Here is a 12,977-nt window from a genome sequence, read left to right on the forward strand (position 1 = left end):
GTTATCCTTTCTGATAAAATAATCAATTATTCTTCAAATGAAACAATCTGTGTTGCATTATTATAACCAAGCTGCTGCATTTTTTTCTGGAGATTATTAAGAGCTTTATCATATTTTAAGAAAGCATCATATGTATCGTTAAAATATGAGAGAGCTTTTTTGTCATCCCCATCTTCTTTTGCCTGCCATGATAGAGTGGCAAAGTGATGAAGAACTTCATGCGTTTTGACAAGCTGACCAAATTCAGGACTTTCAGTAAGACGGCTGTCAGTCTGGCTGTTCAGCCATTTTCCAAGCTTGCATCCCAAAGGGTTATCAACCTGTTTTTTCTTTAAGTGTTCAAATCCGACAATATTGTTGTATACACGCCATGTAAGAACATAGTGATCTACTTCAAATACACGCATCCAGTCCTGCTGTGTGATATTAGAACATCCACGAACCAGGTCACTTCTGGTCTTGTCAAGATAACGTCCTAATTTAAATACACGTTGTCCTGATTGTATACATTCATCAGATAAAATGTTATAACTTTGAGAAATATTTTCAATTTGTTTTGCTAATGATTTTGTTACACCGGTCTGCGTGTCAATGTCGTTAAATATACTGTCAACGCTTACGCTTATGTTGTCCATCTGGCCATTCATCTGCTGTATGGCGGCAAGCGACTGCTCAACTTTCTTATTTCCTTCTCCAAGTGTGAGAGTTGTCTCATCCATTGCAGAGGCAAGTGAGTCAATGCTTTCTCTTAATTCAGCAACATATTTTACAATATCTTCGGCTGATTGTGAAGTGTTTGAAGATAAAATTCTTACCTGTTCGGCAACGACAGAAAAGCCTTTTCCGGCTTCACCTGCTCTTGCAGCTTCAATAGAAGCATTTAAAGCAAGAAGATTACTCTGGCTTGCGACATTTTGGACAATGTCAACAATTTCTTCTATTTTATTGATTTTTCCTTTGAAATCCTGGACATTCTGATTGATAGTGCTGATTTTTTCAGATGATTTATTGACAGCTTTAATACTGTCATTCATGTCTGTAGTTATATTTTGTGAAACTGATAGAATTTTGTGAGTGTTTGTGCGGATATCTCCCATTGCATCAGAAATGTTTTCAATAGAACTTTCGAGATGCTGGCTGGAATTTTCCATGTGCTGTATTGATTTTGTCTGTGATTCGACCTGTTCCAGAGTATTCTTTATAAGAGTGTTGTCACCGATAACACCCATTGTTTCATTGAGACGCATTACAACAGGGTTATTTACTTCTGTAAAAACATGCAGCATTTTATTGAGTTTTTCACCATATTCGGGGTTGTTAAAGTCAACAGGATTAACACCGCTGAAGTTACCTGCAATAATTTTATCAATAGTATCAAGTATCTGTACCGCATCATGGTCAGACAAAATCTCATCCTTTTTTTTCCTTTTAAACATGCAAAATCTCCCTATATATTATATTAAATTGTTCACTGAGTTACTTTGTAAACTATTATAACATGTAATTGGTAATAAAGTATTATTTTTTTTAAAATTTGATAAAAGTGTCAATATTTTCTGTAATAATTACGTATTTTTTTGTTTTATTGGTTGACTTTAAAGAATCATAGGATTAAAATATCTCCGTTTGGCCTGTGTCTTGATGCAGGTGTTTAATATACAAAAAGGATGAAAGAGGAAAAAATATGCTTGACAGTGATTTGGAAATTATGAAAAAAGCGGCTTTTAACAAGGCTGATATTTGTAATAATCATTTGGGAAAATATTTTATAAGGGCGATTGTAGCAGGATTTTTCATAGTTGTTGCAACTATGCTTTCTAATGTGACAGCAGCAGTTTTGTTAAAAACATATCCGCAGTTTGGAAAACTTATAAGTTCAATATTTTTCTCAATTGCAATAATTCTCGTTGTTTTTATCGGCGGAGAACTTTTTACCGGAAATAATATGGTAATGGCGATGGGTGTGTATACAAAGACATGTAAAGTGTCAGATATGATAAAGACTTGGGTTATAAGTTATATAGGTAATTTTGTGGGTTCATTTATATTAGGCGGACTTTTTGTATGGAGTAATGCCTCACATCAGATTCTTGTTGATTATTACAGAAGTTTTATATATACAAAACTTGATGCGACACCGATGGAATTGTTTATACGTGGCGTTTTGTGTAATTTTCTTGTATGTCTTGCTGTCTATACAGGTATGAAATTAAAGAGTGAGAGCGGTAAGATGATAATGATGTTTTGTATTATTACGGCGTTTGTTCTGTCAGGGTTTGAGCACTGCGTTGCCAATATGGGAACATTTACAATAGGGTATATGCTTCTTGGTGATATTGGAACGGCAGCAGTAATAAAAAGCCAGTTTTTTGTTACACTTGGAAATATAGTTGGTGGTGCAGTTCTTTTGGCATTTCCGTTAAAGCAGATGAGTGCAGAGCACTAGAAAAAGCAAGTGTAAGCAAGAAAATTTTTGTTTGACTTTTCAACAAAATAGAAATATAATGACTTCTAAACGAGTAGCAGACTAGCGTAAATCCAGTTTTGCTACTCTTTTTTTGTGCACATGCTGTCGCACATTATGAAAATATATAATGCATTTTAAAGTGTGTAGCTTATCAGCGTAAGTCCAGCTTATGAGGTAAGTACACACTTTTTTTATGCAGAAAAAGGAGGCTGAATCCTCTCCTCACCAAGGGGTTCGGATTTTGCTTCGCAAAACAAGGAGGCTAAATCCTCTCCTCACCAAGGGGTTCGGATTTTGCTTCGCAAAACAAGGAGGCTAAATCCTCTCCTCACCAAAGGGTTCGGATTTTGCTTCGCAAAACAAGGAGGATTGTAAAATGGCAGAAAGTAACAAGATGAAGAAGATGCCGGTAAATAAGCTCATGGTTCAGATGGGAATACCGATGATATTATCTATGGCATTGCAGGCGGTTTACAACATTGTGGACAGTGCCTTTGTTGGAAACATGAGAACAGGAAGTGAGGCGGCACTAAATGCACTGACACTTGTGTTTCCGGTTCAGATGCTCATGGTAGCAGTTGGAATCGGAACAGGTGTTGGAACAAATGCACTTCTAGCAAGAACACTTGGACAGGGAAATGGTAAAAAAGCAGCAAAAGTTGCGGGAAATAGTTTGTTTCTTGGAGTGATTATTTATGCGGTGTGCCTGTTGTTTGGAATTTTTGGGGTAAGAGCATATATTTCATCACAGACAATTGACACTGAGGTTATTTCAATGGGAATAGACTACTTAAGAATATGCTGCGTAATTTCATTTGGAATTATATTCTTTTCATTATTTGAAAAACTCTTACAGGCAACAGGACGTTCACTATATTCTACAATCGGTCAGATTGTGGGGGCAGTGGTGAATATTATTCTTGATCCAATTATGATTTATGGTATTGGACCGGTTCCTGAAATGGGAGTGAAGGGAGCAGCATATGCAACTGTTATTGGACAGGTTGCGTCTGCAATATTATTGTTAGTATTTCATATGAAACTAAATAAGGAAATTGAACATGATGTAAAGTATATGAAGCCGGATAGCGGAATAATCAAGGAAATATATGCAATTGGACTTCCTGCAATTATTGCACAGGCACTTATGTCTATTATGGTATATGTGATGAATCTGATTTTGAAATTCAGTCCTTCCGCACAGACAGCATATGGATTGTTCTATAAAGTACAGCAGTTTGTATTGTTTCTTGCATTTGGGCTTAGAGATGCAATCACGCCGATTATTGCATTTGCTTATGGTATGAGAAGTAAAAAGAGAATTCAGGATGGCATCAGGTATGGACTGTTCTATACAGTTGTACTAATGATTCTAGGAATTGCAATTACAGAAATTTTCTCTGGGGCTTTTGCAACTTTGTTCAATGCAGGACAGTCAAGGGAATATTTTATCGGGGCAATGAGGATAATCTCAATAAGCTTTCTGTTCGCCGGAATAAATGTTGCTTATCAGGGAATTTATCAGGCACTGGATGGCGGTATTGAATCATTGGTTATCTCTCTTTTGAGACAACTTATTATTATTCTGCCACTGGCTGGAATTTTTTCTGTGTTTGTCAGAAACGGTCAGATGGGAGTTTCCCTGATCTGGTGGGCATTCCCAATAACTGAGGTTATTTCATGTCTGGCAGGATATGCATTTTTAAAGAGAATCAGAAAGAATAAAGTAGATGTTTTAAATTAAGGAGGAATAAGAAATGGCAAAAAGAATTATTACAATCAGCAGGGAATTTGGAAGCGGTGGACGTTTTATCGGTGAAGAAGTGGCAAAGAAACTTGGCATTGCATATTATGACAAGGATATTATTGGACAGATTGCAGAACAGTCAGGATTGTCACCGGAGTATATTAAGGAAAATGCTGAGTTATCCCCAAAGAAAGGTTTATTTGCATATGCCTTTGCCGGACGTGACATTACAGGAAAGTCCATAGAAGATATGGTATATGAGGCACAGAGAAAAGTTATTTTGGAGTTGGCTGGAAAGGAGCCTTGTGTAATTGTTGGAAGAAATGCTGATTACATTTTGAAAGACAGGGATGATGTGTTAAATGTGTTTATTCATGGGGATATGCCGGAAAAAGTACAGCGTATCATGGGCTTATATAATGTTGAAGAGAAGGAAGCCGTCAAAATGATGGCAGACACAGATAAAAGACGTATGACAAATTATAACTTTTACACGGAGCAGAAATGGGGAAAAGCCAGTAATTATACATTGTGCCTGAACAGTTCACAGCTTGGATATGACAGGTGTGAGAAGATAATTCTGGATTGTATGTGATTGTGCATGAATTGGAAAAATTCCAGCAGGCTGATATACCAGTGTTATGGCGGCCATTTCATGAGGCGGATGGTAACTGGTTCTGGTGGGGAGCAAAATAACCTGTTGTTGCTTTACAAATTTGTTAGCATAAATTGATGACTTTTTCACAACAAAAAAAGGTCAATTCACAACATTCCAGATAGATATTGCATGAACTTATCCGATATAATAGCTATAAATATATGTAAGCAAGGAAGTGACAATATGCGAATTGCTATCTGCGATGATGAAGTATCTATGGTTCAGATACTGGAAGAAAAAATAAAAAAGTTATTGCCGGATGCGGTTATAGATAAATATTTATCGGGTGATGAACTGATCGCAAGTGGCAGTAAGCCGGATATTCTTTTTCTGGATATTCAGATGCCGGGAATGGATGGGATGGAAACGGCAAAGGTGCTTCGTCAGGACAATGAGAATATGATACTCATTTTTGTGACAGCAGCAGAGGAATATGTTTTTCAGGCATTTGATGTCGGAGCATTTCATTATCTGGTTAAGCCATTTTCCGATGAGAAATTTAAAGAGGTTGTGACAAAGGCAGTCCATAACATAAAAAGGAGTTCCAGACTTGAAAAAGACGAAAAATATATCATGGTACAGACCGCCGGAAGTCATATAAAAATTTTTCTGCGTGATATTGTGTATGCCGAGGTGTATAACCGGAAAGTTATTATCCATACACGAAGTACGGATATTGAATACTATGGTAAATTACAGGAATTAAGTGATATGGCAGGAACAGATTTTTTCCGAACACACAGAGCCTATCTTGTACATTTTAAATATGTAGAAAAATATGATGCAACTTGTGTAACTATGAAAAATGGAACTGCATTGATTGCAAAAAAGAATTATCCGGAGTTTGTGAAGCAATATCTGAAGTATAACCAGAGGAAAGGAAATGAAGTCAGATGAGTTTAGTGGAAAGATGTTGGATGATCACATCGAAGTTTTCTGTTATTGCAATTTTGATTATTACAGGAATCTGTTTTGGTGTTTTTGTATATCCATATATGAAAAAGAAAAGGGAAGCTGCTCTGGTCAGTATTGTTTATATTGGAATTATGTCTGTGCTGTATCTGATACCGCAGCAGATTGGCAATTTTTCTGCATATATGCTGGGAGTTGTGGCTGCATTTCTTGTGATGTATGTACAGGACAGAAGAAACATTTATCAGAAAATATTTCTTGCAGTGACATTTTTTTCTATCCGTTGGCTTGCGGTTGCAATGGCAGGCAGAATGGATGATTTTATAACAAAAGCTCTGGTTTTTGGGAATACGATTGCAGGAAGACAATGGCTACAATATATACTTTATGCTGGAACGAGAATTCTGGATATTGTGCTTTGTATCATTTTCCTTGCAGTCGCAATCGGTCTGATCAATAAAGCATATGTATACAAAAATGATGAAATGAGCGTTAAAGAGCTGGTAATGCTTATCATACCTTCTCTTGTGGGAGTTACAGGGTATGGTATTCTGCAATATTATCTGAATATTTATGAAAAAGATACAGGAAAGAGCCTGGCAGATACCTATGGATTTTATGGAACTTTAAGCTTCGTGCATTATTTTATCTCTATCATAGCAATTCTTGTTATGACTACGATGTTTCAAAACTGGAAGGTGGCACAGGAAGAACAGACAGGGCAGGAGCTGGTATTAAATCAGGTCAGTGATATGAAAAAGCATATCGGGGAAGTGGAAAAGCTGTATCAGGATATCCGCAGCCTGCGTCATGACATGGGGAATCATATACAGATGCTGGAACATCTTGTGGCAGAGAATCATATGGATGATGCAGCAGAATATATGGAGCATTTGAAAAAGGAGTGGAATGAAATATCTCCTGAGATAAAAACGGGGAGTCCTGTCATTGATGTGATTCTGATGGAAAAGTTAAGAGAAGCAAAGGAAAAGCAGATTCGTTTTATATCAGATTTTCATTATCCAAAGGATACGAAATTAAATGCATTTGATTTAAGCGTGATCTTAAACAATGCACTGGATAATTGCATGGAAAATGTAAGTGGAGAAAATCCTTATATCAGTCTCTCTTCTTTTCGGAAAAACAGTATTTTTATGATAACCATAAAGAACAGATATGAGGGAGAGTTAAATTATAAGGACAGTGATCTGCCGGAAACAACGAAATCTGGTAAGGAGCATGGAATTGGACTGCATAATATCCGGAGGGTTGCAAGGATGTATATGGGAGATATATTTTTAGAGCAGGAGAATCAGGAAGTGGTTCTAAGTATTATGTTACAGGTAGAATAAGGACAAAAAGCACTAAGTAATCTGTGAAACATCAGAATATTTAGTGTTTTTTATTTGCTTCACAACAAAAAAAGGGCGGTTCACAACATCACTGTTTATTGTAAAGAAAGATATGCCGAAAGAATCAGTAAAGAGAAATCATGTTGTACATATTTTTAAGGAAACGGATTTCAGAATTTAAGCTCAAGGAGGTCAAATCCTCTCCTCACCAAAGGGTTCGGATTTTGCCTCGCAAAACAAGGAGGATTAAAATGAGGATCAATGGATTTAGTGGGACAAATACGCAGACAGGAACAATGGGAATGACACAGGGGAATGATTCTGTAAGTAAAAATATTCAGAATCAGATTGCAAATGCACAGCAGAAACTACAGGATTTATCATCGAATGAAGAAATGTCATTAGAGGATAAGATGAAAAAGCGTCAGGAGATACAGCAGGAGATTAACAATCTCAATCAGCAGTTAAGACAGCACCAGATTGAGCAGAGAAAGGAACAGCAGAGTAAAAATTCGTCATCTATGGATGATATGGTGGCTGGAACAAGTAACACTTCTAAAAAGAAAGACGCCGGATTGTCACAGGCAAGTATGCAGGCGATGCTCTGTGCAGATTCTTCCATGAAACAGGCAAAGGTGCAGGGAAGTATGGCAACACAGATACAGGGACGTGCCAGTGTGCTTGAATCTGAAATCAAACAGGATGCCGGAAAAGGAAATACTGAGAAGAAGGAAGAAGAACTGGCAGAGCTGCAGGCAAAGGCACAGTCTGCGACAGCAGCACAGATGTCTACACTTGCAGATGCAAATAAATCAGTAGAAGAAGCTGCAAAAGCGGAGAACAGCAATACAGAAGACACTGCAACAAAGAACAATACTGATAAATCCGAAAAAACACAGGAATCTGTGGGGGCTGCGGCAGAGGAGACAGACAGCGTAAAGAATACGGATATCAAAGGGGAAACACAGGTGACAGTAGAAACACCGACTCTGGAAAATGCACAGAATGCAACACAGCAGGCAGCGTATACACCGATTGATATTCGTTTATAGTTGGTAAAGGAGAATGGTATTATGTCAGAGATTAAGAGTTTTAGTGATTACACAAGTAAATATAACAGCAATGTAGATTATTCCGCATTATTTGGAGGAACTTCCGACAGTTCATCCGTAGGAAACACCAATATGCTTTCTGATTATGCTGCGATTAAAAACGGAAGCTATGGAAAACTTATGAAAGCATATTATGCAAAGCAGGATGCAGAAAAATTATCGGGGAAAGGCGATACTTCACAGAAGCTTACACTGATGAAAACAAGTGCGGATTCCCTGAAAAAATCAGCAGATGCACTAAATGATGCGTCACTTTGGGAAAAAAAGAAAATAAAAAAGAAGGATGAAAAGACCGGGGAAGAAACAGAGGTAGTGGATTATGACTGGGATGCAATTACCAAAAAAGTGAAATCTTTTATTGATGATTATAATGATGTTGTTAAGGAGGCAGGAGAATCCAATACAAAAGATGTCCTTAGAAATGCTTCATGGATGACAGGCATGACAGACAAAACCAGTCATTTACTTTCTAAAATAGGTATTACCATAGGAAAGGGGAATAAGTTGGAGCTGGATGAAGATGAATTGAAGAAAGCAGATATCAGTTCATTGAAAACGGTTTTTACAGGTTACAATTCCTTTGCAGGCAAAACAGCCCAGAAAGCAGCTGGTATATCAAATGCTGCGAATCGTGCAAGTGCGACTTATACAAACAATGGTACATATTCGAAAAAAGATTCCTCTCTAACGTCAAGTAAGATAGATAAGGAAGTATAGGAATATTGTATGAGTGACTAATTTAAGTAAATGTATATCACTAATTAGTAAACATGAAAGTGAATAGGCGATTAGCAAATCTGGCGGGATATGTTGTATGTCAGCAGACAAACGACGGTTCTAAATTCTTTCAAACAACTAATATGAAGAAGAATACAGCAGAACAAAAAGAATATATAGATACTGCGGTATCTATGATTGAGAAAGCACAAAAAATATTTGGACGCATGCGTGGATTTGTATGCATGATTCAGACAATGAAATTGTTAATTCGCAAGCAAATATGAAAAAGGCGAACCAATATTCTTTATGGCATGAAGTGTATGAGACAACAGGGTATGAATTTTATTCTAATAGATGGTTGGAATATGCTAAGAATGCTGCATACATGATGCAGTTAAGAAATGTATTGCCCAAATACAGAAAGGGAACTATAATGATGCTGTGAATAATAATCTAAATGACAGACAGAGAACAGGTACAATATCAAGAAAAGATTACAGGGATATATTTCTGTATCTTTGTGGATTTATGATTAGGAGATATTTATCCGATTTTAGCAGATAACTGGTTAATCACAAAATATGAATATTGGGAGCTTATGTTATGAATAAATTTATAAAATTATTTAAGAAAGACAAAGACGAGTTCGGATATCTTACAGACGAGCCGTTTGACATAAGAAAAATCATTCCTGTTGCGGCATTGCTTGCAGTGGCAATAATTGCAGTTGTTATAGTTGTTGTGATAAATTCCGGCAAAAAGAATAAGACAGCCGGAACGGTTGATGTTGTAACAGAGACTACAACTGCACAGAGTGTGACGCAGACAGGCAGTGCTTCTGATACGGCAACACTTTCTTCTGATGAAGAAAAGCAGGAAGACCCTCAGTATGAGGCCGACATGGGAATGTCAGATGAAGGAAGCGGTGCTTCGGTCACTCTTTCGGCGGGAGGCAATGAAACGGCAGATACGACAATCGGCATAGATGTTTCTAAATATCAGGGAACTATAGACTGGGCGGAAGTAGCATCATCCGGCGTTGATTTTGCAATGATACGAGTCGGTTACAGAACACAGAAAACCGGTGTAATATATGCTGATACTAACGCAAAATATAACATGCAGCAGGCAGCAGCCAACGGAATAAAAGTCGGAGTATATTTTTTCTCATCAGCGGTAAATGAGAGTGAAGCAATTGAAGAAGCTGGCTGGGTTGCAGATTATATTGCAAATTATAATATAACTTATCCTGTGGCATTTGATTGTGAGGGTTTTGATTCGGCGGACAGCAGGCAGAATGGTATGTCTAATGATGACAGGACTAATGTTGCAGATGCATTTTTACAGGAAATATATTCAAGAGGTTACACTCCGATGTTTTATGCTTCAGCATCGCATCTTACAGGAAACAGCAGATGGAATACATCAACACTTGAAAATAATTATAAAATGTGGGTTGCACAATATCCGTCAGTTCCTTATCCGGATACATCCTCAACATCTTATTCGGGAGCATGTGCAATGTGGCAGTATACAAGTAATGGAAATGTAAGCGGAATAAGCACAAATGTTGATATAAATGTTGCATATTTCGGATACAGCCAGAGTGCGGGAACGATGAGCGGTGAGACGGCTGCGGCTGCAAGTGCAGATGTTGAAGCAAATATGAATTTTACATCGGTAAATGATACTGTTACAGCAAAAGAATATGTAAGATTAAGAAATAAACCTAGTCAGGACACTGATTCAACAATAATTGCGACATTAAATAACGGTGAGACGGTGACAAGAACAGGAATCAGTGACAGCGGCTGGTCAAGGCTTAACTATAACGGTCAGAATGTTTATGCTGTATCAAGCTATCTTACAACCGATTTGTCCGCACCGACGCAGGCAGAAACACAGCAGTTTATGACTCAGTTTATAAGCTGCAATGATGAGGTAACTCCGAAAGATGAAGTTAATCTGAGGTCGAAGCCAAGTTATACGGATTCGGATTCGGTTGTTGTTGCGTCGGTTAAAAATGGAACGATTCTTACAAGGACAGGTTATAACAATGAAGTTGGCTGGTCGCGTGTTGTATACAATGGACAGACGCTTTATTGCATTACAAGTTATCTGATTGTGAAATAAAAATATTGATATTTCTGCCAAAACAGCTCGAAATATAGTATAATATTAGAATATTAGTAAAAAACAGATTGGAGATAAAAGGTATGATTAAACACGTAATTTTATGGAAATTAAAAGATGAACTTGGCAAAGAAGAAAAAGAAAGTGTAAAAAAAGGTATAAAGGAAGGACTTGAGGGACTTGCAGGCCAGATTCCGGGACTTATTGATGTCCATGTAAATATTAACGGGCTTGAGTCATCGACAGCTGATGTAATGCTTGATACAACATTTGAGAGTGTTGATGCATTAAAAGCATATGCTGTTAATCCTAAGCATGTTGCGGTTGCAGACGGTAAAGTAAGACCATATACAGCAATAAGATCATGCCTTGATTACGAAGTTTAAAAAAATGCAGATATATTTAAAACCTATAATATCAGCGTGTTATGTTTTTCCGGTTCTTGCATTGCTTTTTACAATACCATATATTTTGTATGAATATCACAAATATGGTTCTATACTTGTGTTGAGAACCGGAATTATATATACGTTTATATTTTATATGCTGACGTCATATTTTATGACAATACTGCCGCTCCCACCGCTTGATTCTGTATCATCTGACTCAGCGTGCATGCTGCTTGTGCCGTTTGATGCGGTTAAAAGAGTGATTGTAAATTCACATATTAATTTTAAAAGTCCGGCAACATATATTAATATATTCAGCTGTGCTGATTTCTGGCAGATAATATTTAATATACTTTTATTACTGCCATTTGGAGTGTATCTGAGATATTATTTCAGAAGAAAATGGTGGCAGGTGCTTATAATGTCATTTGCTTACAGCCTCTTTTTTGAGCTTACACAGTTATCTGGTCTGTATGGAATATATAGATATCCATACAGATTTTTTGAGATTGATGACCTTATATGTAATACTCTTGGTGGAATGACTGGATATTTAATCACGCCGCTTTTTGTATTTTTTATACCCAAAAGAGAAAGATTGGATGAGATGGCATACAGTCGTGGTGAGATTGTATCAGAATTCAGAAGAATTGTTGCGTGGATTATTGATATTGCATTGATAATTGCACCTGTTGTGGGCTTTTTTGTATTTAACAAAGAAATAATTATTAATATAATATATGATTCACGTTATATCATGTGCATTTCGGCGTATGTAACAATTGTGTTTACTGTTGTTACAGCTGCATCAAAAGGCCGGACTGTTGGAAAAGCACTTGTTAATATAAGGCTTGTGAATGGCACAAATGAAAATATTATGGCTGACCGCACCAATTTTAAAGAAGTTGGAATTTTCAGGTTGTTTTTCAGATACATCATATTATATATGATAGAGCTTCCTTCACTTATATATGCATATGGCTTATATAAACTGACAGAAACAGCCACTGGCTGGGAATATGTGTTTTATGGCATCGGATGCGGGATATTTATAATAATAGCGGCATATTTTGTCGTTGATCTGGTATTATGCCTTTTCAGCGATACCAGAAATATGATTTACGACAGAATCACGGGAATAACGCACATGAATATGGTAAAAAAATAAAAACAGGAGGTGCTAAGTGATTACAATAAAAAATAAATGAAAAAACAATTCCTGAACATGATATATTATGTGCAGGTTTTCCCTGTCAGGCATTTTCAATAAGTGGAAAACAACGCGGATTTGAAGACAGCAGGGGAACATTGTTTTTTGATGTCGCACGTATAGTAAAAGAAAAAAACCCAAAATTGTTTTTATGGAAAATGTTAAAAATTTTGAGACACATGATTACGGAAAGACATTAAGTGTTGTGAGTACAACTATGAAACAGCTCGGGTACAGGTTTTATAAAAAAGTATATGGGTAAATAATTGGCAAAGGA

Annotated in this window: 13 protein-coding genes and 1 pseudogene; 13 read left to right on the top strand and 1 reads right to left on the bottom strand. The window is 36.9% G+C overall.

Going from position 1 to position 12,977, the window contains the following annotated elements:
• Window positions 1-26: 26 nt before the first annotated feature.
• Window positions 27-1,436, bottom strand: a complete 1,410-nt coding sequence (locus H8S01_RS06750) for a methyl-accepting chemotaxis protein (RefSeq protein ID WP_186836645.1) — start codon at window positions 1,434-1,436, stop codon at window positions 27-29.
• Window positions 1,437-1,684: 248 nt separating this feature from the next.
• On the opposite strand from H8S01_RS06750, the gene H8S01_RS06755 reads away from it, so the two are divergent.
• From H8S01_RS06755 to H8S01_RS06815, 13 genes and pseudogenes are all read left to right on the top strand, one after another.
• On the top strand, window positions 1,685-2,446 hold the full coding sequence (locus H8S01_RS06755; RefSeq protein ID WP_186836646.1) for a formate/nitrite transporter family protein: 762 nt from the start codon (window positions 1,685-1,687) through the stop codon (window positions 2,444-2,446).
• Window positions 2,447-2,843: 397 nt separating this feature from the next.
• On the top strand, window positions 2,844-4,211 hold the full coding sequence (locus H8S01_RS06760; RefSeq protein WP_186836647.1) for an MATE family efflux transporter: 1,368 nt from the start codon (window positions 2,844-2,846) through the stop codon (window positions 4,209-4,211).
• 13 nt (window positions 4,212-4,224) lie between these two features.
• Window positions 4,225-4,809, top strand: a complete 585-nt coding sequence (locus tag H8S01_RS06765; protein WP_186836648.1) for an AAA family ATPase — start codon at window positions 4,225-4,227, stop codon at window positions 4,807-4,809.
• Window positions 4,810-4,850: 41 nt separating this feature from the next.
• Entirely contained in the window at window positions 4,851-4,910 is a 60-nt protein-coding gene (locus H8S01_RS14455; protein WP_334299468.1) for a glycosyl hydrolase, read from the top strand.
• Window positions 4,911-5,055: 145 nt separating this feature from the next.
• On the top strand, window positions 5,056-5,769 hold the full coding sequence (locus H8S01_RS06775) for a LytR/AlgR family response regulator transcription factor (protein ID WP_055040513.1): 714 nt from the start codon (window positions 5,056-5,058) through the stop codon (window positions 5,767-5,769).
• Entirely contained in the window at window positions 5,766-7,136 is a 1,371-nt protein-coding gene (locus H8S01_RS06780) for a GHKL domain-containing protein (RefSeq protein WP_186836650.1), read from the top strand. Before H8S01_RS06775 ends, H8S01_RS06780 begins: the two co-directional genes overlap by 4 nt.
• 251 nt (window positions 7,137-7,387) lie before the next feature.
• Window positions 7,388-8,188: a FlxA-like family protein gene (locus H8S01_RS06785; protein WP_186836651.1), complete on the top strand. Its 801-nt coding sequence runs from the start codon at window positions 7,388-7,390 to the stop codon at window positions 8,186-8,188.
• Window positions 8,189-8,209: 21 nt separating this feature from the next.
• Complete coding sequence (locus H8S01_RS06790; protein ID WP_243204267.1) at window positions 8,210-8,965, top strand: flagellar filament capping protein FliD; 756 nt, start codon at window positions 8,210-8,212, stop codon at window positions 8,963-8,965.
• Window positions 8,966-9,024: 59 nt separating this feature from the next.
• Complete coding sequence (locus H8S01_RS06795) at window positions 9,025-9,252, top strand: hypothetical protein (protein ID WP_186836653.1); 228 nt, start codon at window positions 9,025-9,027, stop codon at window positions 9,250-9,252.
• A 319-nt stretch (window positions 9,253-9,571) separates the two neighbouring features.
• Complete coding sequence (locus H8S01_RS06800; RefSeq protein ID WP_186836654.1) at window positions 9,572-11,101, top strand: GH25 family lysozyme; 1,530 nt, start codon at window positions 9,572-9,574, stop codon at window positions 11,099-11,101.
• An 83-nt stretch (window positions 11,102-11,184) separates the two neighbouring features.
• On the top strand, window positions 11,185-11,487 hold the full coding sequence (locus H8S01_RS06805; protein ID WP_021865140.1) for a Dabb family protein: 303 nt from the start codon (window positions 11,185-11,187) through the stop codon (window positions 11,485-11,487).
• Window positions 11,488-11,491: 4 nt separating this feature from the next.
• Window positions 11,492-12,658, top strand: coding sequence for a VanZ family protein (locus H8S01_RS06810; protein WP_186836655.1), 1,167 nt, complete (start codon window positions 11,492-11,494; stop codon window positions 12,656-12,658).
• 32 nt (window positions 12,659-12,690) lie between these two features.
• Window positions 12,691-12,962: pseudogene (locus tag H8S01_RS06815) on the top strand (DNA cytosine methyltransferase).
• The last annotated feature ends 15 nt before the right edge of the window (window positions 12,963-12,977 follow it).

This window comes from Lachnospira hominis (ex Liu et al. 2021) (assembly GCF_014287955.1).
GTDB lineage: Bacteria > Bacillota > Clostridia > Lachnospirales > Lachnospiraceae > Lachnospira > Lachnospira hominis.